At 62.5% G+C, this 21,352-nt stretch carries 15 protein-coding genes; 7 read left to right on the forward strand and 8 right to left on the reverse strand.

The annotated features are described in order from the left end of the window. Nucleotides 1-32: 32 nt before the first annotated feature. Entirely contained in the window at nucleotides 33-1,562 is a 1,530-nt protein-coding gene (locus IC234_RS05855) for an aldehyde dehydrogenase family protein (protein ID WP_190922918.1), read from the forward strand. A 62-nt stretch (nucleotides 1,563-1,624) separates the two neighbouring features. Here the strand turns inward: IC234_RS05855 and IC234_RS05860 are convergent, their stop codons facing one another. Next, nucleotides 1,625-1,999 (reverse strand): four helix bundle protein, encoded by a 375-nt coding sequence (locus tag IC234_RS05860; RefSeq protein ID WP_190922919.1) that lies wholly within the window; start codon nucleotides 1,997-1,999, stop codon nucleotides 1,625-1,627. 97 nt (nucleotides 2,000-2,096) lie between these two features. Between IC234_RS05860 and IC234_RS05865 the strand changes: the two genes are divergently transcribed. Then, a complete protein-coding gene (locus tag IC234_RS05865) occupies nucleotides 2,097-2,489 on the forward strand; it encodes a DUF779 domain-containing protein (RefSeq protein WP_190922920.1) in 393 nt (130 codons plus the stop codon). A 152-nt stretch (nucleotides 2,490-2,641) separates the two neighbouring features. Here the strand turns inward: IC234_RS05865 and IC234_RS05870 are convergent, their stop codons facing one another. The 5 genes from IC234_RS05870 to IC234_RS05890 all read right to left on the reverse strand — a co-directional run bounded on the left by IC234_RS05870 (nucleotide 2,642) and on the right by IC234_RS05890 (nucleotide 8,479). Next, nucleotides 2,642-4,687: a S9 family peptidase gene (locus tag IC234_RS05870; RefSeq protein ID WP_190922921.1), complete on the reverse strand. Its 2,046-nt coding sequence runs from the start codon at nucleotides 4,685-4,687 to the stop codon at nucleotides 2,642-2,644. A 107-nt stretch (nucleotides 4,688-4,794) separates the two neighbouring features. Beyond that, nucleotides 4,795-5,265 (reverse strand): MaoC family dehydratase, encoded by a 471-nt coding sequence (locus IC234_RS05875; protein WP_190922922.1) that lies wholly within the window; start codon nucleotides 5,263-5,265, stop codon nucleotides 4,795-4,797. Nucleotides 5,266-5,332: 67 nt separating this feature from the next. Continuing rightward, nucleotides 5,333-6,097, reverse strand: a complete 765-nt coding sequence (locus IC234_RS05880; protein WP_190922923.1) for a DUF4197 domain-containing protein — start codon at nucleotides 6,095-6,097, stop codon at nucleotides 5,333-5,335. Nucleotides 6,098-6,259: 162 nt separating this feature from the next. After that, the gene (locus IC234_RS05885) at nucleotides 6,260-7,003 is read right to left on the reverse strand and encodes an SDR family NAD(P)-dependent oxidoreductase (RefSeq protein WP_190922924.1); all 744 of its coding nucleotides are present in this window, start codon (nucleotides 7,001-7,003) and stop codon (nucleotides 6,260-6,262) included. Between the two features lie 162 nt (nucleotides 7,004-7,165). Next, nucleotides 7,166-8,479 carry a family 1 glycosylhydrolase gene (locus IC234_RS05890; RefSeq protein WP_190922925.1) on the reverse strand — a complete coding sequence of 438 codons (1,314 nt, stop codon included), beginning with the start codon at nucleotides 8,477-8,479 and terminating at the stop codon, nucleotides 7,166-7,168. Between the two features lie 215 nt (nucleotides 8,480-8,694). On the opposite strand from IC234_RS05890, the gene IC234_RS05895 reads away from it, so the two are divergent. The 4 genes from IC234_RS05895 to IC234_RS05910 all read left to right on the forward strand — a co-directional run bounded on the left by IC234_RS05895 (nucleotide 8,695) and on the right by IC234_RS05910 (nucleotide 12,663). Continuing rightward, nucleotides 8,695-9,324 carry a bifunctional 4-hydroxy-2-oxoglutarate aldolase/2-dehydro-3-deoxy-phosphogluconate aldolase gene (locus IC234_RS05895; protein ID WP_190922926.1) on the forward strand — a complete coding sequence of 210 codons (630 nt, stop codon included), beginning with the start codon at nucleotides 8,695-8,697 and terminating at the stop codon, nucleotides 9,322-9,324. Nucleotides 9,325-9,477: 153 nt separating this feature from the next. Next, complete coding sequence (gene dgoD / locus IC234_RS05900) at nucleotides 9,478-10,626, forward strand: galactonate dehydratase (RefSeq protein WP_190922927.1); 1,149 nt, start codon at nucleotides 9,478-9,480, stop codon at nucleotides 10,624-10,626. Between the two features lie 159 nt (nucleotides 10,627-10,785). Continuing rightward, nucleotides 10,786-11,784, forward strand: coding sequence for a 2-dehydro-3-deoxygalactonokinase (locus IC234_RS05905; protein WP_190922928.1), 999 nt, complete (start codon nucleotides 10,786-10,788; stop codon nucleotides 11,782-11,784). 6 nt (nucleotides 11,785-11,790) lie between these two features. Further along, nucleotides 11,791-12,663 (forward strand): SMP-30/gluconolactonase/LRE family protein, encoded by an 873-nt coding sequence (locus IC234_RS05910; RefSeq protein ID WP_190922929.1) that lies wholly within the window; start codon nucleotides 11,791-11,793, stop codon nucleotides 12,661-12,663. A 19-nt stretch (nucleotides 12,664-12,682) separates the two neighbouring features. On the opposite strand, the gene pbpC is transcribed toward IC234_RS05910, so the two are convergent. Then, nucleotides 12,683-14,974: a penicillin-binding protein 1C gene (gene pbpC, locus IC234_RS05915; protein WP_223827513.1), complete on the reverse strand. Its 2,292-nt coding sequence runs from the start codon at nucleotides 14,972-14,974 to the stop codon at nucleotides 12,683-12,685. Nucleotides 14,975-15,061: 87 nt separating this feature from the next. Between pbpC and IC234_RS05920 the strand changes: the two genes are divergently transcribed. After that, nucleotides 15,062-15,679, forward strand: coding sequence for a transposase (locus IC234_RS05920; RefSeq protein ID WP_190922931.1), 618 nt, complete (start codon nucleotides 15,062-15,064; stop codon nucleotides 15,677-15,679). Nucleotides 15,680-15,763: 84 nt separating this feature from the next. Here the strand turns inward: IC234_RS05920 and IC234_RS05925 are convergent, their stop codons facing one another. Continuing rightward, on the reverse strand, nucleotides 15,764-21,319 hold the full coding sequence (locus IC234_RS05925; protein ID WP_190922932.1) for an alpha-2-macroglobulin family protein: 5,556 nt from the start codon (nucleotides 21,317-21,319) through the stop codon (nucleotides 15,764-15,766). Between the last annotated feature and the right edge of the window lie 33 nt (nucleotides 21,320-21,352).

The raw sequence follows: 21,352 nt of genomic DNA on the forward strand, positions 1-21,352 counted from the left end.
TTTCTATTTCACCCTAATTCCCATCACAAGCCATGGCTGAAACCCTCGAACAACCCACCACCGTGGTGGCCCGCCCCCAATTTAAGTCTCACTACGACAACTTCATCGGCGGTAAGTGGGTGCCCCCGGTGAAAGGCCAGTACTTCGAAAACCCGTCGCCCATCGACGGCAAGGCGTTTACCAAAGTGGCCCGCAGTTCGAAGGAAGATATCGAGCTGGCCCTAGACGCTGCCCACGAAGCCTTCAAGACCTGGGGCAAAACCTCGGCCACCGAGCGTAGCAACATCCTCAACAAAATTGCCAACCGCATCGAGGAAAACCTGGCCCACCTCGCCGCCGTGGAGTGCGTGGAAAACGGCAAGCCCATCCGCGAAACGACCTATGCCGACATGCCCCTGGTCATCGACCACTTCCGCTACTTCGCCAGCGTGATTCGGGCCGAGGAAGGCAACGTGACCGAGCTGAACAGCAGCACCGTGTCGATGAACATCAACGAGCCGCTGGGCGTCATCGGCCAGATTATTCCCTGGAACTTCCCGCTCCTCATGGCCACCTGGAAGCTGGCGCCCGCGCTGGCCGCCGGCTGCACTGTGGTGATGAAGCCCGCCGAGCAAACCCCCGCCAGCATCATGGTGCTGATGGAGCTGATTCAGGACCTGGTGCCGGCCGGCGTCATCAACGTGGTGAACGGCTTCGGGCTGGAAGCCGGCAAGCCGCTGGCCTCGTCGCCGCGCATTGCCAAGGCCAGCTTCACGGGCGAGACGACCACCGGCCGCCTCATCATGCAGTACGCCGCCGAAAACCTGATTCCGGTGACGATGGAACTGGGCGGCAAGTCGCCTAACATCTTCTTCAAATCGGTGATGGACGCCGACGACGACTTCCTCGACAAGGCCATCGAAGGGGCCGTGATGTTTGCCCTCAACCAGGGCGAAATCTGCACCTGCCCCTCGCGCATGCTCGTGCACGAAGACATTTACGACGAGTTCATTGCCCGTGTCATTGAGCGCGTGAAGGCCATCAAGCTGGGCAACCCGCTCGATATGGAAACAATGATGGGCGCCCAGGCGAGCAACGACCAGTTTGAGAAAATCCTGAGCTACCTCGAAATTGGCAAGGCCGAAGGGGCCGAGGTGCTGGTGGGCGGCGAGGCTTACAGCCAAGAAGACGGCGCGCTGGCCGAGGGCTACTACATCCAGCCCACCATGTTCCGGGGCCACAACAAAATGCGCATCTTCCAGGAGGAAATCTTCGGCCCGGTGGTGTCCGTGACAACCTTCAAAACCACGGAAGAGGCCATTGAAATTGCCAACGACACGCTCTACGGCCTCGGCGCCGGCGTGTGGACGCGCGACGCCCACGAACTGTACGAAGTGCCCCGCGCCATTCAGGCCGGCCGCGTGTGGGTGAACTGCTACCACGACTACCCCGCCGGGGCGCCCTTCGGTGGCTACAAAGCCTCCGGCTTCGGCCGCGAAAACCACAAGATGATGCTGGGCCACTACCGCCAGAACAAGAACATGCTCATCAGCTACAGCCAGCAGAAACTGGGCTTCTTCTAGCAATGGGTGAATGAGTGAATGGCTGAATGGGTGAATGGTTTTTCATTCGCCCATTCAGCCATTTATTCTTTGCCCTTGTGTGTATTGCGGGCTTTTTCCAGTACGGAAACAATTTCTAAGTATTCGTGCTCCAACCCAGCCAGCTTATCCACCGGCACAATGTCCGCCTCCCTCAGGATTTCAAGCCATAACTGGCTTTCATCCGCTTCCTCGACGCAAACGCACAGTTTCGCGTATTGTTCCTTAGCGGAGCGGGCCCGGCACACGGCCCGATAATTTGCGGCCACCGAAGTAGCCGACCGCAGCAATTGCTTTCCTACCACTTGTGCTTCGCCAGTCTGCGGCAGACTCTGATAGAGCTTGATAACACGTAGCGCTGCTGTCTTGGTGCGTTGCCTGAACGCGTTGATAAAGCCTACCTTGGTAGAGGAATCCATGTGTCGTAATTAAAATTCATGTGTCGTAATTAAAAGGAGGCTGAACATACAATTCATTCACCCATTCAGCCATTCACTCATTCACCCATTGCTAGAAATGCCCACGCCCCGCGTCCTCGTTACCCCCGCCGCCGAAGCCACCATCGACCTGCTCCGCGACGAGCACGGCCCGCTCATGTTCCACCAAAGCGGTGGGTGCTGCGACGGCTCCTCGCCCATGTGCTTCGCCAAGGGCGAGTTTCGGGTGGGCAGCAACGACGTGTGGTTGGGCCGCATTCACGGCTGCGACTTCTTTATGAGCGCCAGCCAGTTTGCCTACTGGCAGCACACCCAGCTCACGGTAGACGTGGTGAAGGGCCGCGGCGCCAGCTTTTCGCTGGAAATTCCGTTGGGCGTGCGGTTTCTCATCCGCTCCCGGCTGTTCACCGAGGAAGAAGAAAAGGACATGGAGCCCGTATACGCCGGCGACGAAGTGCCGGAAGAGGTGTAGAGACGCATATTTGCGTCTCGTCGTTGAACAACTCGCGCTAGCTTCGTCAGACTATTTCGTTCAACGACGAGACGCAAATATGCGTATCTACAAATGGCAACAAAAAAGCCCTGCCGATATCGGCAGGGCTTTTTTGTTGCCATTCAACGCGGCTACTTCACGTTCGTCGTCGTCACCAGCTGCACGGTTTTCGGGTCCACGGTGATTTCCTGCAGGCGCTTGGCCACGGCCGGGCTCATGCTCTCCTGGTAGCGGCCCTTGAGCTGGCCGGCCAGAAACTTTTCGGAAGCCGCAAACATGGCCATGTTGTTGACGGGGCGGGCAAAGCCGTGGCCCTCGTCGGGGGCCAGCAGGTACTGCACGGGGTAGTTGCGGTCGCGCAGGGCCACCACTATCTGGTCGGCCTCGGCCTTGTTCACGCGCGGGTCGTTGGCGCCCTGCACCACCATGAGCGGGGTTTTGATTTTATCGGCCGAGGTCAGGGGCGACATGCGGGCCAGGGCGGCGCGGCCTTCCGGCGTGCCAGGGTCGGCCATGCGGGCGTACATCTGCTTGCGGCCGGCTTCCCAGTAGGGCGGAATGGCGTTGAGCAAGGTGGTGAGGTTGGAAGGGGCCACGATGGCCACGGCGGCGTTGTACACGTCGGGCGTGAAGGCCACGCCGGCCAGCGTGGCGTAGCCGCCATACGAGCCACCCATGATGCCCACGCGCTTGGGGTCGGCAATGCCCTGGGCCACGAGGTATTTCACGCCCCAGGTCAGGTCGTCCTGCATTTTGCGGCCCCACTCGCCGTTGCCGGCGTTCAGGAATTTCTTGCCGTAGCCGGTGCTGGCCCGGAAGTTGGGCGAGAGCACGGCGTAGCCGCGGTTGGCCAGGAACTGGTGCATGGCGTTGAAGCCGTAGCTGTCGCGGGCCCAGGGGCCGCCGTGGGGCAGAATGATGACCGGCAGGTTTTTCGCCGTCAGGCCCTTCGGCAAGGTCAGGTAGGCCGGAATCTCCAGGCCATCCGACGATTTGTAGCGCACCACTTTCATGTCCGACAAGTCCGCGGCTTTCAGCTTGGGCCGCGTTTCGTATTGCTTGGTGAGCTGTTTGGTCTGGCGGTCAAACAAATACGCCACCGTGGGCTGCGTGGCCGAGCTGGCCGCTAGCAGCCAGAGCCGCTCGTCGGCGGTGTTGGAGGCGGGGTACACGTCGAGCCCCGGCAGCTTGCTGCTGATGGTCTTGAAGTCGGCCTCAAACGCCTTGTCCTTCCACACGCGGCGCAGCCGGTCGTCCTCAAAGCTCACAAAAATCGGCTCGTGGGTTTTTTCCGACACGGCCAGGTTGCCCACGTCCACGCGCTTCAGCGGGTCGGCCTGGTAGGGCGTCTCCTTGCCGGTGGCGGGGTCCATCAGCACAATTTCGGCCAGGTCGCGTCCAGCGCCCATGTTGGTGGCCATGTACACGTGCTGGTTGTCTTTGGCAAAGGCGATGGCGGCGCTTTGCTCGTCGATGCTCGTTTTGTAGAAGGGCACCATTTTGTCGCCCTCCACGCGCAGCCACTCGGTGCTGCCGTCGGGGTTCGAGCGCGAGGCCAGCCGCAGCTGGTCGTTCCAGTCGAATTCCCAGGCCCCGATGCGGTCGGTGTTTTGGCGCACCAGGGTTTTTTCGCCGGTGGTCAGGTTCAGCTTGTAGAGGTCGTGCCAGGCCTTGTCGCGGTCATTCAGGCCGATGTACAAGCTGTTGGGGTCGGAGAGGGGCGCGTTGAGCAGCTGCACGCGCACGCCCTTGAGGCCCGTCAGGTCGCGGGCGGTGGGCACGGGCTGGCCGGCGGGCAGGGCCTCGGCCGGGTTCACGGCGTAGATGTTGAAGTTTTCGTCGCCGGCCTTGTCCTGGCTGTAGAGCAGGTATTTGCCGTCGCGGCTCCAGAAGTAGCTGCGCACGGGGCGGGCCTGGTCGTTGGTCATGGGCCGGGCCTTGTCGAAGGGCTCGTTCAGGCCTTTCACCCAGATGTTGCGGGTGCCGTTGTAGGGCCGGATGAACGACAGGAACTTGCCATCGGGCGAGAGCTGCGCGCCCGATATCTCAGGGTCGCCAAAGAGCAATTCGCGGTCGATGAGTGGCGGCTGGGCGCTGGCCTTGGCCGATTGCGCCGTGCCGGCGTGTGGGGCTGCCAGGGCCATGAGCAGGCCCAGGCCAAAAAGTATTCGTCTCATAAGTAAGCAGAAAAAAGGGTGAATGTGTGGGCCGAATGTAAACAAAAACGCCCGGGCAGCAAGAGCAGCCCGGGCGTTTTCAGTAGCTTCGAAAGCGGTTGGTAATTCTATATTTCCTGGAAATGGTACAGGAACGTGACCACGCCCGTGTAGGCGGGCTTTTTCTGGCCTTCTATCTCCAGCGTCACGCCCACGCGGGCCTTGGCAATGCCGCGCAGGTTGGCCACCGACACCAAGGTGGCGCGCAGGCGCACCTGGCTGTTCACGGTCACGGCCTGGTTGAAGCGCAGGTTCTCGATTTCGTAGTTCACCTGCATTTTCAGGTTCTCGATGGCCACAATCTGCTGCCACAGGTAGGGCAGCAGCGAAACCGTGAGGTAGCCGTGCGCAATGGTGGCCTTGAACGGCGACTCGGTTTCGGCCCGCGCCGCGTCGGTGTGAATCCACTGAAAATCGAGCGTGGCGGCGGCAAACTGATTAATCTGCTCCTGCGTGATGGTGTGGAGTTCGGATACGCCCAGTTCCTGGCCCACGCAGGCCTCCAGCTCGGCTAAGCTGCGAATGGTAATTTTTGACATAATAAGTGGCGTACGGTTGCGGGAAAGGCCGCAAACATACGCCACCAATCAAGTCAGGCAATCCGTCTTAGCTCCGGCCGCCAAACACGCGGCGCAGCAGCTCGGTGGTGCGGGCCACCGGGTTTTCGCGGATGTTGGCCTCCTCCTGGGCGATGAGCGTGAAGAGGCCATCCACGGCCTTGCCGGTGGCGTACTGGGTCAGGTCGGGCTGCACCTTCTGCACCAGCGGCAACTGGTTGTAGGTGGTGGCCAGCTGGGTGTAGTAGCGGGTGGCGCCCACCTGGTCGAGGCTTTTCTGCATGATGGGCGAAAAAGCCGTCACCAGCTGCGTGGAGGTGGTGCGCTTCAAAAACTGGGTGGCCGCGTCCTTCTGGCCGGTCAGGATGTTCCAGACGTCCGAAAACGTGAGGCTTTTGATGGCCGAGATGAAAATGGGCTTGGCGCTGCGGGCCGCGTCTTCGGCGCCACGGTTCAGGCTCAGCTCAAATTTATCGACCTGGCTGCCCAGGCCGATGCTGCGCAGCGTGGTGGCCACGCGCTGGGCATCGGGCGGAAAAGGAATGCGAATGAGGCGGTTGAGGTAGAAGCCATCGGGCTGCGACGCCTGGTCGGCGCCCTTGCCGATGCCTTGCAGCAAGGCTTCCTTGAGGCCGTTGGCAGCATCGGCGCTGCTGAGGCCGTTGGCGCCGGCGGTGCTGGCGCCCCCAGCGGGGGCTTTGAGGATGTTCGGCAGATTGATGCCCTTGATGGTGGGCAGCTTAAACACCTGGGCCGAAGCCCCCAGGCCCGTGGCCAGCACCAGGAACAGCGCGGAGAGAATGATTTTTTTCATGGCGAAGAGCAGCAAGAGAACACGCATAAACCGCAAAACAGCGTCGATTCCCACGAACCGGAGTCGCTGTCGGCGACTGTCGTTTGCCTTTGCAAGGCCCGTGCCGCATCGCCAATCCCGCCCAAAGCCCGGGCAGAGAGCCCAAAAAAATCGACCAATCGGCTACAGCCGGCTGAGCCGGCCGCCGTCCACCCGCACTTCGGCACCCTGCACAAACGCCGCGTCGTCGGAAGCCAGGTAGGCGATGGTGGCGGCCACGTCTTCGGGCCGGCCCACGTCGGCCTTGTCGATGATTTCGACGCCGGATTTAACGTTGGGGTTGTCCCACAGCATGGGCGTGTCGATGGCCCCCGGCAGGATGACGTTGGTGCGGATGCCCTTGGGCTTGCCTTCCAGGCTCGACGAGCGGGTGAGCGACAGCATGGCTGCTTTGGCGGCCGCGTAGGGCGCCACCAGCGGGCTGGTTTCCACGGCGTGGATGCTGGCCACGTTCACGATGTTGCCGCCCGGCTTCATGTGCAGAAAGGCCTGCTTGGTGAAGAAAAAAGCCCCCAGCAGGTCCACGTTCAGGATGCGCGTCCAGTCGTCGCCGGTCAGCTCTTCCAAGGGCTTGAATTGCATGAGGCCGGCGTTGTTGACCACCACATCGAGGCGGCCAAATTTCTCCAGTGTGCCGGCCACGGTGGCTTCTACCTGGGCTTCCACGGCCACGTTGCACAGGCTGCCCCACACATCGGGGGCGCCGGCGGCTTTCACCTCCGGCACGGCGGCGTCGAGGTTGGCCTGGTTGTAATCGGCAATGACGATGCGGGCGCCTTCGGCCGCCAGGCGCTTGCACACGGCCAGGCCGATGCCGCTGGCACCGCCGGTGATGAGGACTACTTTATCGGTAAAGCGGGTTTCCATAGGTTGGGAAGGGGTTGAATCATTGTTGGGGCGGCGCGGCCGGGCGCCTTACCCCCTGACCCCCTCTCCCCAGGGAGAGGGGGAACCAGTTTTGCTCCTGCCGGAATCGCCAGGCTCCCCCTCTCCCTGAGGAGAGGGGGCCGGGGGGTGAGGCGCCCGCGCCTACGACTCCGGCGTGGCATTCGCGGCCGTGGCCGACTTGTCGGCGGTGGCTTCTTTCACGTCCTGTTTTTGTTCGCGGGCCCACTGCTCATTGCTTTCCTTGGGCATCACAATGGGCACCTGCAGGCACACGCTTTGGGAAGGCAGCACCTGCCGCCAATCCTCAATGAGCTGCTTGTAGGCCGTGCCCACGGGGCGGATGTTGCGGTCGAGGTCGTAGAGGCCCACGGGGTTCATGCGGCCGTTGTCTTCGCGCAGGGCCGTGTCCCAGTCCACCTGGTCGGTGAGGGAGTACCAGGTGAAGCCCACCATGGGCACGCCGTCGTTGCGCACGCGCAGCACGTTGGCCCACTCTTTCCAGAGCCAGTTCACGGCCTCGTCGCCGTGCGGGCCCTGCCAGATGTTGGTTTCGGTGTGCATCACGGGCAGGCGGTAGCGGTCGTGGTACTGCGAGGTGATGACGTGGTAGCCGAATATCTCGCCCGAAGCGCGGGTGCTGCCGTCGGCCGACACCCGGTGCTCGTTGGTGTAGTAGTAGTCGTTGCCCATGATGCAGTGCCGCTTCATCTTGGTGTCGAGGAAGAAGTGGTACTCTTCGCGGGTCATGCCGTTGTCGAGCAAAAACTCGTACATGCTGGAGTTCACCCGCTTGCCGTAGTTGAGGTCGAGCGACAGAAACCGCTCGGCGTTCATGGTTTCGGCGGGCTTGATGGCGGCCGGGTTTTCGGCGTGGAAGTATTCCGACGACTCGCTCTGAATGAAAATGGCGTCGGGGCGCACTTCCAGAATGGCCTGCATGGCCAGCACGTTGGCCTTCACGATGTACTTGAGGGCCGTCACGAAGGGCCGGTCGCCGGTCAGCTGCTCGTTCCACCAGCCGTAGCGGGCCGAAAACTGCGCGCAGATGTACATCTCGTTCACCGGCGTGTAGAGCTGCACCCACGGAAAGCGCTGCGCAAAAGCCTTGGCGTACTGCGCAAACAGCTCCGGAAACTCGGGGTTCTGAAAGTTGCCAATCCAATCGGGCACGCCGAAGTGGCACAGGTCCACAATGGGCGCGATGTTGCGCCGCAGCAGGTCCTGAAAGGTCACGTCGGCAAAGCTCCAGTCGTACTTGCCCGGCCCCAGAAAGGTGGTGTGAATGGGCGGCCCGTAGCGCAGGAAATTGATGCCCAATTCCTGCACCAAATCAAAATCCTTCTGCCAAAACTCGTAATGCCTGCATTTTTCCAGCTCATCCACGCGCAGCTTGCCGTTTTGGATGGTGGGGTTGCTGTTTTCGATGCCGGTGGCGAAAAGGAACTGAGGGCCCATGGTTTTAGTGCAAGAGGGTAGGAGGGGGTGGGGGCAGGAAGTTGAACGGTAACCCGCTGGTTGGGTGGCTTACTCCAATCCGTCGCCGCGTGTTGTGTTGAAACCAGTGGGTCGGTCGTCGGCCGGCGCCCGCCCAATACTCGGGCTCGGAAATGAACTTAACCTGAATTCATGCTTCTACGTTGGCAGAAGCCTACACCGCTTTTCCCGCCGCTATGAATCCACTGGCCCACATTTTCGAACATAAAGTCGTCGCCATCGTGCGCGGTGCCCAGCCCGCCGACCTGCTCAAAATCGCCCGGGCCGTGCACGCCGGCGGCGTCCGCATGATGGAAGTGACGCTGAACTCGCCCGGCGCGCTGGCTTCCATTGAGGAAATTTCGGGCGCGATGGAAGGGCAACTGCTCGTGGGCGCCGGCACCGTGCTCGACCCCGAATCGGCCCGCGCCGCCCTACTGGCCGGCGCCCGGTTCATCATTTCGCCCACGCTCAGCAAGAAAACCATCCGCATGACCAAGCGCTACGGCGCCGTCAGCATCCCCGGCGCCTACACCGCCACGGAGATTCTGAAAGCCTACGAGTACGGCGGCGACATCATCAAAGTGTTTCCGGCCGGGGCCGGCGGGGCTGGCTATTTCAAAGACATTGCCGGCCCGCTGCCGCACATTCCGCTCATGCCCACCGGCGGCGTCTCGCTCGACAACATCAAGGGCTTTGCCGATGTCGGCGCGAAAGCCTTCGGCCTGGGCAGCTCCCTGGTCGACACCCGGCAGGCCGTGACCGATGAGTACCTGGCGCAGCTCACTGCAAAGGCGCGGGCGTTTGTGGCGGCCGTGGCGGGGTGATACCAATGGGGGTAATGGTGCTAGAGAAACGGTCAGGCTGAGCTTGTCGAAGCATCTCTACCGCAGTAGCAAGCAACACCGCTGCAACGAAGCGGGAGAGATGCTTCGACAAGCTCAGCCTGACGTTCTGATTTATCCGTCTTTAATCCGCTCATGAAAATCACCCGTTTTACCCTCTTCCAGGTGCCGCCGCGCTGGCTGTTTCTCAAAATCGAAACCGACGCCGGCCTCGTGGGCTGGGGCGAACCCGTGATTGAGGGCAAGGCCGCCACCGTGGCCACCGCCGTGGCGGAGCTGATGGAAAACCTCATCGGCAAAAACCCGCTCAACACCGAAGACCATTGGCAGGTGATGTACCGCGGCGGCTTCTACCGCGGCGGGCCCATCCTGATGTCGGCCATTGCCGGCATCGACCAAGCCCTGTGGGACATCAAGGGCAAGTACCACAACGCGCCCATTCACCAGCTGCTGGGTGGCCGGGCCCGCGACACCATGCGCGTGTATTCCTGGATTGGCGGCGACCGGCCCCACGACGTGGGCCTGGCCGCCGCCGGCATGGTGGCCAAAGGCTTCACCGCCGTGAAAATGAACGGCACCGACGAAATGAACTACGTCGACTCGCACGTCAAAATCGACGAAGTGCTGGCCCGCGTGGCCGCCGTGCGCGAGGCCGGCGGCCCGGCCCTGGGCATCGGCATCGACTTCCATGGGCGGGTGCACAAGCCCATGGCCAAGGTGCTGGCCAAGGAGCTGGAGCCCTTCCACCCCATGTTCATCGAGGAGCCCGTGCTGCCCCAAAACAGCGAGGCCCTGCGCGAGATAGCCCGGCACAGCAACATCCCCATTGCCACCGGCGAGCGCATGTTTTCGCGCTGGGATTTCAAGCAGCTCCTGATTGATGGCTACGTCGACATCATCCAGCCCGACCTCTCGCACGCCGGCGGCATCACCGAGTGCAAGAAAATCATCAGCATGGCCGAGGCCTTCGACGTGGCGGCGGCGCCGCACTGCCCGCTGGGGCCCATTGCGCTGGCCGCCTGCCTGCAGGTAGATGCCACGTGTCACAACGCGTTTATTCAGGAGCAAAGCCTGGGCATTCACTACAACAAGGAAAACGACTTGCTGGACTATCTGGTCGACGCGAAGGTATTTGAGTACGAAAACGGCTATTGCAACATTCCGGAAGGGCCTGGCCTGGGCATTGAGATTAACGAAGAATACCTCATCAGTCGCGCCGCCATCGGCCATAATTGGCACAACCCCGTGTGGCGCAACGTGGACGGCAGCGTGGCGGAGTGGTAACGGGCGCTCAACGTTTCGCCTCACCCCCCGGCCCCCTCTCCAAAGGGAGAGGGGGAGTCAGTTGAATACTTCAGAATTGTTAGTTAACTGCGTCCGCGCTGCCTTGGCTCCCCTTCTCCTTTGGGAGAGGGGGCCGGGGGGTGAGGCGCCCGTCAGAATATGGACCCAACCACCACCTTCCTCAGCTGCGACTGGGGCACCTCCTCGTTCCGTCTGCGCCTCGTGGAGCGCGAGACGCTGAAAGTGCTGGCTGAGGAAAGCTCCAAGGAAGGCAATGCCGCCACGGCGGAGCTCTGGAAACAGGCCGGGCAGCCCGCCGAGCAGCGCGTGGCGTTCTATCTGGCCATCGTCCAAACCCACTTGAAAAAGCTGGAAGAAGCCGTGAAAACTTCGCTGGATGGTGTGCCGTTGGTGATTTCGGGCATGGCATCCTCCACCGTGGGCATGCTGGAGGTGCCCTACAAGCCGCTGCCGTTTGCCACTGATGGGGCCGATTTAGCGGTTAAAATTCTGGAAGCCACTCCGGATTTCAAGCATGTCGTGGTGCTCATTTCCGGCGTGAAAAGCGCCGATGACGTGATGCGCGGCGAGGAGGTGCAGCTGGTGGGCTGCCAATTTGAGCACTCGGCCGAGTTGCAGCTGTTTCTGCATCCGGGCACCCACGCCAAGCACGTGCTGGTGCAGCAGGGCCAGGCCGTAGCCCTGAAAACCTACATGACGGGCGAGTTCTTCTCCCTGCTTTCCACCAAAAGCATCCTGTCAGCGTCGGTGGTAGAAGGCGGCAAGCTGGCGGATGGCGACAACCGGAGGTGGTTCGAGCACGGCGTGCGCGCCAGCCAGACCGCCAACCTGCTGCACAACGCTTTTCTGGTGCGCACCAATGATTTATTCCACAAAGCCAGCAAGGCGAAAAATTATTTCTACCTGAGCGGCCTGCTCATCGGTAGCGAGTGCAACGAGCTGCAGGCGAACATCCCGGCCGGCATCACGCTGGCGGGCGAGCTCGTGCTGGTCGAGCTATACCGGGCGGCGCTGCAGGCGCTGGGCATTGCCGGCCGGTGCCCCGTGCGCACCAAAACCGCCGAGGAAGTAACCCTGAACGGCCAATTTGCCGTTCTTCAACACCACCTGCATTTGCTCGCTCACCCCGAAAAATAGCCCGTCATGCAAGCCGAATCCATCCTGCCGGCGCAGGCCAAGCTGGGCGAAGGCGCCCTCTGGAACCCGGAAACGGCGCGGCTGTACTGGGTCGACATCGAAGGGCGGGCCCTGCACGTGTTCGACCCCGCCACGGGCGAAGACCGGCGCTACCCCACCGGCAAACGCATCGGCACCGTCGTGTCCATGCGCAACGGCCACGCGCTGGTGGCCCTGCAGTCAGGCATTCACGAAATCGACCTCGACACTGGCCAGCTCACCCGCCTGGCCGACCCCCTCACCGACGAGTACCTGCGCTTCAACGACGGCAAATGCGACCCCGCGGGCCGGTTTTGGGTGGGCACGTTCGACCTGCAGGGCCGCGCCCACGCCGGTGCCCTCTACCGCTTCGACCCCGACGGCAGCACCCACGTCATGCTGCGCCACGTCACCAATTCCAACGGTCTGGCTTGGTCCTTGGACCAGCGCACGATGTACTACATCGACACGGCCACCCGCGCCGTGCGGGCCTTCGCCTACGACCCCGCCACCGGCGCCATTGCCGCCCCGCGCGTCATCATCCGCATCCCCGAAGGCAGCGGCAGCCCCGACGGCATGACCATCGACGCCGAGGGCAAGCTGTGGGTGGCTCTGTGGGGCGCCGGCCGAGTGCACCGCTACGACCCCGAAACCGGCGCCCTGCTCCAGTCCGTGCAGGTGCCCGCGCCGTTCACCTCGTCCTGCGCCTTTGGCGGGCCCGAGCTGAAAACGCTCTACATCACCACGGCGCGGGCGGGCCTCACGCCGCAGCAGCTGCAGCAGTGCCCCCTGAGCGGCAATGTGTTTGCTGCCAGGCCGGGTGTGGCGGGTGTGCCGGCGTATTTCTTTGGCGGAGAGTAGGGCGAACTAAAAGTCTGCGCTACATCTCGGCCACCTGCAATTCAATGTCCACGTTGCGGCCGTGGTCGTCGGCGCAGGAGATTTTCACGGTGCCGCTGGGTGGGCGGAAAAACACCCGCTCGGTAGCCGATGCGGCCCGAAGGAACCGGTCGTTCACGTACCAGAACACCTGGTGCACCTCGCTGCCCGCCGCGCAGCTCAGCAGCATTTGCTGCTTTTCGCCGCGGTTCAGCACGTATTCGGCGTGGGCCAGGGGCGAGGTGATGGCCAAGGCCGCGCCAGCGGCTTCGTTGCCGCGCACCAGCTGGCAGGCCGGATTGTGCGGAGGCAGGCGCGAGGACGGCAATCCCTGTGCTTCCCGAAACGCCAGCACCTCGGGCAACGGGTTGGGAAACAGTTGCCGTTTGAAACCCGCCGCCGGCACGCAGGCCCGGCAGTACGAAACGGTGGCATCACCCGAAATCAACGCTTCTTTCTGGTGCTCGCAGTGCCGGGCCGAGGAGGTGCCGGGCAGGTAATAGTCGATGAGCTGGTTGGGGCAGTGCGCGCCGGGCACGAGGCCGGTTTCGGCGCACACCAGCCGGAAGTCGAGCGTGGCGGGCGGCACCGCCCAGTTGTTGGGCGAGTTGTAAGCAAGGAGGTTGAACAGGTCAAAAAGCAGGGGCGAAGCAATATCGGCCCCAGTGAGGGCGGGGCTGCCCTGGCCGCTGAAATTGCCCACCCACACGCCAATGGTGTAGTCCTGGTTGTAGCCGATGCTCCAGGCGTCGCGGCGGCCGTAGCTGGTGCCGGTTTTCCAGGCAATTTTGGGCAGGTGGCGGCTGTTTTGGTAGCCCATGGGCAGGTCGGGGCGGGTGCGCTGGGCCAGAATGTCGGTGATGAGGAAGGCGGCGGCGGGTGAGAACAGGGCAGCACGACCAGGCGCCTCACCCGCCGGCCCCCGCTCCGTCGGAGCGAGGGAGCCTGACGCCCTTAGTTGCAGGGCCCGGTACCGCCCGCCATCGGCCAGCGCGGCGTACAGCCCCGTCAGCTCTTCCAGCGTGGCCCCGCAGCCGCCCAGCACCGTGCTCAGGCCTAGCCGCGGCGCCGCTTTCGCCACAGTTTTAAAACCCGCTTCACGCAGCTTATTGGTGAAAACCGGCACGCCCACCTCAGCCAGCACGCGCACGGCGGGAATGTTGAGCGAGTAAGTTAGGGCCCGCTCCACGGTCACTTCGCCGGCGCAGCTTTTATCAAAATTCTCGGGCCGAAAGCCGCTGAAATTGGTGGGCACGTCGGGCAGCTTCAGCTTGGGCGTCACGATGCCGCGGTCCACGGCTAGGGCGTAGAGGAAGGGCTTGAGCGTGCTGCCCGGCGAGCGCACGGCGCGCACGCCATCTACCTGCCCGGCGCTGGCGGCATCCTGAAAATCGGCCGAGCCCACGTAGGCTTCCACGGCGCGGGTGCGGTTGTTCACCACCAGCACGGAGGCCTGCGAAATGCCCAGCTCGCGCAAGCGGCGCACGTAGTTGCGGGTCAGGTCCTCGGCCTTGGCCTGGGGGCTGCGGCGCAGCGTGGAACGGATGATGGGCTGCGTGGGAAACTGCGTAACCAGGCGCCGCGCCAGGTGCGGGGCCAGCGTGGGCGCCGCGTGGCGCTGCACGTCCAGCGGCTCGGCCAAGGCATCGGCAATGTCCTGGTCCGGAAACAAGTGCTGCCGCTGGAACTGCCGCAGCCAGCGGTTGCGCTCGGCCAGGATGAGGGCGTTGTTTTTGCCCAGCACCAGCACGCGCGGCTGGTTTGGGATAATGGCCAGCGTTACCGTCTGAGCCAGGGAGAGGTAGTCGGGCGGCTGCTGGAAGTAGAGTAGCGCGGCCGACTTCACCCCCTCGATATTGCCGCCGTAGGGCACCAGGTTCAGGTAGAGCTGCAGGATTTCGGCCTTGCTGTAGTGGGCTTCCAGCTGCATGGCGCGCAGCATTTCCAGCAGCTTGTTGCCGAAGGTACGCTCCTTGGGTTCCAGCAGCCGGGCCACCTGCATGGTGATGGTGCTGGCCCCAGTGGTGCGGCCGTTCCTGAAAATATTGCGCCCGGCGGCTTGCAGAATAGCCAGCGGATTCACCCCGAAATGGTAGCGGAAATACCGGTCCTCTTTATTGATAATGGCCTGTTGCAGTGCGGGAGTTATCTCGGCCAGCTCGGTTTTCATGCGCCATTTCTGGGTGGGGTTCAGAAAGGCGTGGAGCACGCTGCCATCGGCGGCCAGCACGATGGGCGAGTAGCGCGGCGCGGGCGGCAGCGGAAACAGGCGGTCGAGCAGAAAAGCGAGCAACGGCAGAACGAGTAGAGACGCATATTTGCGTCTCGTCGTTGAACGACCCGAAAAGGTGTTCGTCAACCGTTGCCAATTCATTGCTGCTTGCATTTTACCTACGACTGTTCAACGACGAGACGCAAATATGCGTCTCTGCAACCACGCATGGAGGGCGATAAATTCAATGACCGTTTTCGCATTGCTTCGGCCCGCTGGGCGGGTTATGATTACAGTCAAAATGGGGCGTATTTCGTGACTATTTGCACCCTGAATCGGGCGAGATATTTTGGAGAAATTATTCTGCCAACCGGCAATTGGGAAGAGGCTGAGCTGGCATCAACTGCGCAAGCTCGAATTGCGTGGGAATGCTGGCTTCAAATCCCCGTTCGCTTTCCGTTTGTGAGGCTTGATTCCTTCGTCGTGATGCCCGACCATGTACATGGGCTTCTGCTTTTTGATAAAGCAGATGAAAAGCGGCCTGCGCTGAATTATCAAAATACTTTTGGGCCACAACGCGAGAATCTGGCAGCCGTTATCCGCGGATTCAAAGCGGGCGTAAGTGCTTTAGCGAAGCAGCAAGGGTTGGAATTTAACTGGCAAAGCCGCTACCATGACCGGGTGGTGCGCAATGATGCAGAATTATGGAAGATTCAGCAGTACATCGCCAACAATCCAGCCCGCTGGAAACACGAGCAATACGCCGAAGACGGCCTCTTTCGGTAGAGACGCATATTTGCGTCTCGTCGTTGAACGACTGGTGACGCACCATTGCGCGTTCGTTCAACGACGAGACGCAAATATGCGTCTCTACCGCACCCGCACCACGCCGGCCCCGTTGTAGCTGTGATACTCCGCGTTATACATCGCATCCGCATTCACCGGCCCCAGCTTGAAAGTGCCTTTGCTCACGGCGCGGCAGAGGTAGTAGAAATGCTGCGGCGTGGTCGTGGCCGTGGCGAATAGATTGATTCGGTCGTCGCGCACATCTAGGTAATCGGGCGTGCTGGCGTCTTTGGCCCAATTCAGCTCGCGCAGGGCGCCGATGCGCGGGTTTTCGATTTCGAGGCCGGCGGGCAGCAGGTCGGTAATGGCCACGTTTTTAATCACCCCGGCGCCGTCGCCGGCTTCCAGGGTGAGCTTCACCACCACCAAATCGTTCTGGCGGAAGGCGGGGGCGCCGAGCGGGGCGCCGTCGCGGGTGAGGAACTGGCGGCGCACTTTCAGGTAGGAATCCTCCTCCTTCACCTGGCCGCTGGCCGAGATGCCCTCGGTTTCCCAGAAGTAGTAGAGGCTGCCGCGGCCAGCGTTGCGGATGCTCACGTTGCGGTTGGCTACGTTGCGCAGCGTCAGGTCTTTGCCGGTGAAGCTGCCGGCTGGCTTGCCGTCGATGGTGAACGCGGCGGTGGCGGTGCTGCGGGCGTTTTGGTGAGCTATTTTGCCCAGGGCCAGCAGGGCGAAGGCGCTTTCCTGGGTGTTGAGCCAGTAGGCGGCTTTCATTTGGCGGCTGAGCTGGCGGGCCATGCCGGGGATTTGCGGGTTGTTGGGGTCGGTGCTGACGAGGGCGTTGAGCATGAGGCCCAGGTCGCGGATGGGGGAGTAAAACGAGCCGTCGAGGGCGCGCTTGGCGGCCCGCTCGCTGCCGAACTTGGTGGGCAGCAGCTCGCGGAAGGCGCGCTGATTGCCGAGCAGGCTCTGGGTGCAGGCGAGCAGGAACCGGGAGTCTTCGGTGAGCAGGGGGCGGTTGGCGCGGTAGTAGCTCAGGGCCACGGGGTCTTGGCGGCCGGCCAGGGACAGCACGTAGAGCGAGTAGGCGATTTCCTTGCTGGCAATCGTGCGCTCGCGGGCAATGTTGCTGACGTCGAAGTACTGGTAGGGCTCGGTTTCGCGCTTTTTGAGGCGGAAGGCGAGGTATTTCAGCACCTTATCGAGGACGGATTTATTCACCGCGAAGCCGGCCTGCTGGGCTTCCTGCAGGAAATGAGCGGCGTAGGCGGTGGCCCACCAGTTGTCGTAGTCGCCGGCCGGCCAGTAGCTCAGGCTGCCGTTGTAGAGCTGCATGCTCTCAATTTTGCGGATGGCTTCCTGGACGTGGTAGTTCGGGTTGTAGCGCTGGGACTTAGCTGCGGCGCCGGTTTTCTGCTGCAAAGTGGCCGCCAAATCGGCGTAGTACAGCTGCGGGAAGGCAGCCGACACGGTTTGCTCCAGGCAGCCGTAGGGGTATTGCAGCAGATAGCGCAAATCCTTGCTGAACTCCGTGAGCGGCGAGCGGCTCACCACCAGCCGACTGCTGAGCGAGGTGGGCAGGAAATCGGTTTTCAGGTTGAGCGGGAGCGTGGCCCCGCCGGCCAGCACGCCGCTGCCGGTGCGCTTTTCGAGCGAGGCGGCGGGGCGAATTGGGAGGTCAATGGTTTCGGTGAAATTGTTTTTAAAGCCACCGTTTTCACGGCTGAGGTCAGGTGAAAAAACTGCTCGAATCGGCGTTGTACCGATTCCCTGTCCTACAACCATGGTAAATGGAAGTTGGAGCTCAGCATTTGGCTGTAGCACCCTTTCATATGAATTGCTTTCGGAACAATCAGGGCATTTATAATTGACGTTGGGTTTAACCTTAGACTTCTCATCGCCGAATGCCAAGAACTCTAGTCCTCTAATCGGTTTATTAGTTGTGTTGGTATAAGTAACTGTTGCTATCACAGTATCTCCAGGACTAGCAAACCGTGGCAGCGCCGTGGAAATTACCACCGGGTCGGCCACCTTCATCGTGAATTCGGCCGAGCCGAAGGCATCGTCTTTGTAAGCCACGGCCATGATGCGGAGCGCCCCGCTGAACTGCGGCACGCGTACCCGGTAGCGCACTTTGCCGTCGCCGTCAGCGGTGAGGACGCCGCTCCATTTCGAGACCAGTTTCACGCGGCGGTTGGGCACGGGGTTGGTGCGGCGTCGCAGGTCGGCGGCGTCGCCGCCGCTGCTGCTGGTGCCCAGCTCGGGCAGCAGGAAGGGGTACACGTCGAAGGCCGATACTTCCAATGCCCGTTTCTGGTAGAAGTAGGCGTGCGGGTCGGGCGTCTGGTAGTTTTTGAGCTGGAGAATGCCCTCGTCCACCACGGCCAAGGTGAGCTGGGCGCGGGGCGCGGTGGTGATTTCCACCGTTTGCCAGGTCTGGGAGCGGCTGGCGGCGGGTGCGGCAATGGTCACCGGCAGCCGCGAATCGGCTTTTTCCACGGTCAGGGGCAGGAAGCCGCGGGCCACGGTGAGGGGCAGGCGGTCGCGGCCGTCGTGGGCGCGCACGGCCGTGGCGGTGATGTACACGTTGGGCACGTGGTCGGCCTTGATGGGGATTTTCACTTCGGCCGCCTTGCCGTCGGTGCTCACGTAGAAATGGTCGAGCACGTTGGCCCGCTCCACCGTCACCAGAATGCGGCCGGCGAAGGGCGCTTTCAGCAGCAGCTTGGCGGTTTCGCCGGGGGCGTACTTGGCTTTGTCGGCCTCGATGCTCACCGCGCCCTCGTTGCTCACCTCGAAGGAATTGGCCTGCGTGTCGCCGTAGCCGTAGGCGTAAAACGACTGCGTGACGTAGCTCGTGGCGCCCGGCCGGCTCACCCGCACCTCGTATTCGCCGGAGTAGATGGGGGTGAAGCTGAAGCTGGTTTCGGCCCCCACGGCGCGGGTCTGGCTCAGAATGGTTTGCTCGCGCTGCTGCGAATTGTAGACGTAGCGGCCGCCCTGGCGCTCCAGCACGGTTTCCCAGAGCTTGCGCACCACCTTCACTTCGGCCTGGGCCGTGGTGGGCTTGCCGGCCGGCGTGAGGGCCAGCAGCTTCACCGTGAGGGCGCGCCGCGTGCCGATGAGCTCGGGCAAACTCCCGATGCCGAACATGGTGGCCTGCGTCTGCACGTCGAAGGTGGCGAGGCGGTTCACGGGCCGGCCGGTTTCGTCGAACACCGTGGCGAAGGCCACGCCTTCCAGCGTGCCGAGGTCGCGGAAATCGGGCACGGTGTAGGTGGCGGTGCCGCGGCCGGCGGCGTCGGTGGTGCCCTCGCGCACGGTTTTCTCGAAGCGCGAGGTGAGGGCGCTTTCGCTGGTTTCCTCGCCGTCTTCGCTCAGGGTGCGGCGCTTTTCGCCGCTGTTGATGGTGAAGCTGTAATTGGGGTAAGCCTTGGGCGCGAAGGACTTCTGCTTGAGCGAGAATTCGACCTCAAACTTGCGGTCGGCCGCCGGTGGGCCAAACAGGTTTACGGCCGTGATGCTGGCCGTCACATTCTGGCCCGGCCGCAGCACGGTGGGGGCGGCCGTCACGGTCACTTTCATGCGGTCCGGAATGAATTCTTCTACGCTGATTTGGCGCGAGGTCAGCAGCACGTCGTTGCCGGTCAGCACCTCCAAGGTGTAGAGGCCAGTCATCACCGTGGGCGGCAAAATGAAGCTGCTCTCGAAGCTGCCCGCCGCGCTCAGCTTCTGCCGTAAGCTGCTGTATTCCTTGCCACTGGGTAGCAGCAGCCGGATTTTCACGGGCAGGCCGGTGGGCGGCACCTTCCAGTCCTCGGTGCGAATAACGGTGTTCGTCCGCACCGTGTCGCCGGGCCGGTACAGGTCCCGGTCGCCGTACAAAAAAGCCTGGTAATGCGCCGCGTTCGAGGTCAGTCCGCCCACTTCGTAGCGCGAGGTTTCGACCCGGCTTTTGGTCAAGTCCAGAAACGAAAAGTCGGCGTCCTTCACCGCCGTAATCATGCCCAGCTGGAAGCGCTTCATGCTGGCCGCCGAGTCGAACTGCGCCACGCCAGCCTTGTCCGTGGTCGTCGTGCCAATCACCTGGTTATTCGAGCTCACGAGGTTTACCGTGACGCCGCTCAACGGCTCGGCCGTCCGAATGGAATTCGCAAATACCACCGTGCCGCCGGTGGCGCCCTGCTTCACAATTAGGCCGATATCCGTCACGGCCACCAGCTTGCTCACTTGCAGCCACTGCCGCTCGGTGTCCTGCACCCGAATGACGTACAAGCCCTTCATTGCGCCCTGAAACTCCAGCGCTTTCAGGTCCAGATTCAGCAGGCGCAATCCCCCTTCCTTGGGCAACCCGTCCACTGAAATGGTGCGCTCCGAAATCACGTTGCCGATGTTTTCGGTGTCGTAGTAGCGGAAGCTGCGGTCGATGTAGTTGCCCTCCTCGTCGGTGTTGGATTCGCGGGGCTCGTCCTCGTCGTACTCGGGGTAGCCGTACTGCTTTTCGCCGCGCAGCAGTTGCTGGATGTTGTTGGCGTAGACTTTGGCGATGGTCACCTTTACCTTCTGCACCTGGTTGATACGCAAGCCCAGGTTGCGGGCGCCCAGCGCGTCGAGGTACATGGCCTTGTCGCCGGTCGAAAAATCCAGGCTCGGCCGCTCCGCCTCAAACGACACGGCCTGGCTGTATTTCTCATTCAGCACGCCGCCCAGGGTGCCGCGCGTGCCCGGCGCCAGCGTTATCTGGTAAGATTTTCCCACCTCAAACCCGCCCTTAAGCACGAAGCCGCTTTCCACGGTTTCGACTGAAAAAGCCACTTTGGGCGATACCGTCAGGTTGGGCTCGATGTCGGGCGCGGCCACGGGCTGGTTGGTGAGCACCGTCACCACGGGCTGGCCGTTGAGCAGGGAGCCGGTCAGCTCGCGCACTTCCAGGGTTTGCTGGTCGGGCACGTCGGCCTGGGCCGTGAGGGGGGCCGTGGTGGCTATGGTGCCGCCGGCCGGTTTCAGGCCGGGGGCAATGTCGATTTGCAGCGGCGTGCCCGTCCGCACTTCCTGCTTGAAGGTGACGCCCAGCGTGGCGTCCGGCTCGGCGGTGCTGATTTCCACCGCCACCGGCTTGCCGTCCTGCGTGATGCGCAGGCGCGGGCGCAGGTCGGCGGGCCGCACGGGGTAGTTGAACACGAGGTTGGCCGCCAACTCGGCCGTGCCCGCCGCCCGCTTCGAGGCGCCGTAGAACACCTGCGGGTCGGCCATTTTCAAGTACGGCGTGTGGAAGGCCCGGCGGTTCAACGCCAGCTCCTGCTTGCCGCTGGGCAAGTTTTCCGAAACCAGCGCCGCCTTGAACACCGTGCTGGGCCGAAACGGGCTCAGCGGCGAAAACGTGAGCTCATTGGCACTCGTCCACTTAAAACGGCCCCGCACGGCCGGCGAAAACTGCACGAACTGCGTGGTGTCCCACTGGTTGAGTTTGCCGGCGTCGACCACCTCCTTGTCGAAGGTGAAGGTGATGTTGGCGTAAGGGTCGATTTCCTCCCCGTCGGTTTGCTCCTGCGCGGCCTGCTCCTGGGCCGATTTTTTGGAGCACGACGAAGCGGCCAACAGCAACAGCAGCAGTGGCAAAAGGCGGAAACGGGCCAACATGGGGTGGGGGAGGAAAGGGGGTAAATTCCGGCC

This window comes from Hymenobacter armeniacus, from assembly GCF_014699055.1.
GTDB classification, from domain to species: domain Bacteria; phylum Bacteroidota; class Bacteroidia; order Cytophagales; family Hymenobacteraceae; genus Hymenobacter; species Hymenobacter armeniacus.

Bases quoted from the DNA above. Each gene is read 5' to 3' on its own strand.
- IC234_RS05925 (WP_190922932.1), bottom strand. From the start codon at position 21,319: ATGTTGGCCCGTTTCCGCCTTTTGCCACTGCTGCTGTTGCTGTTGGCC.
- IC234_RS05855 (WP_190922918.1), top strand. From the start codon at position 33: ATGGCTGAAACCCTCGAACAACCCACCACCGTGGTGGCCCGCCCCCAA.
- IC234_RS05895 (WP_190922926.1), top strand. From the start codon at position 8,695: ATGAATCCACTGGCCCACATTTTCGAACATAAAGTCGTCGCCATCGTG.
- IC234_RS05890 (WP_190922925.1), bottom strand. From the start codon at position 8,479: ATGGGCCCTCAGTTCCTTTTCGCCACCGGCATCGAAAACAGCAACCCC.
- IC234_RS05870 (WP_190922921.1), bottom strand. From the start codon at position 4,687: ATGAGACGAATACTTTTTGGCCTGGGCCTGCTCATGGCCCTGGCAGCC.
- IC234_RS05865 (WP_190922920.1), top strand. From the start codon at position 2,097: ATGCCCACGCCCCGCGTCCTCGTTACCCCCGCCGCCGAAGCCACCATC.
- dgoD (WP_190922927.1), top strand. From the start codon at position 9,478: ATGAAAATCACCCGTTTTACCCTCTTCCAGGTGCCGCCGCGCTGGCTG.
- IC234_RS05875 (WP_190922922.1), bottom strand. From the start codon at position 5,265: ATGTCAAAAATTACCATTCGCAGCTTAGCCGAGCTGGAGGCCTGCGTG.
- IC234_RS05860 (WP_190922919.1), bottom strand. From the start codon at position 1,999: ATGGATTCCTCTACCAAGGTAGGCTTTATCAACGCGTTCAGGCAACGC.
- IC234_RS05905 (WP_190922928.1), top strand. From the start codon at position 10,786: ATGGACCCAACCACCACCTTCCTCAGCTGCGACTGGGGCACCTCCTCG.
- IC234_RS05910 (WP_190922929.1), top strand. From the start codon at position 11,791: ATGCAAGCCGAATCCATCCTGCCGGCGCAGGCCAAGCTGGGCGAAGGC.
- IC234_RS05880 (WP_190922923.1), bottom strand. From the start codon at position 6,097: ATGAAAAAAATCATTCTCTCCGCGCTGTTCCTGGTGCTGGCCACGGGC.
- IC234_RS05885 (WP_190922924.1), bottom strand. From the start codon at position 7,003: ATGGAAACCCGCTTTACCGATAAAGTAGTCCTCATCACCGGCGGTGCC.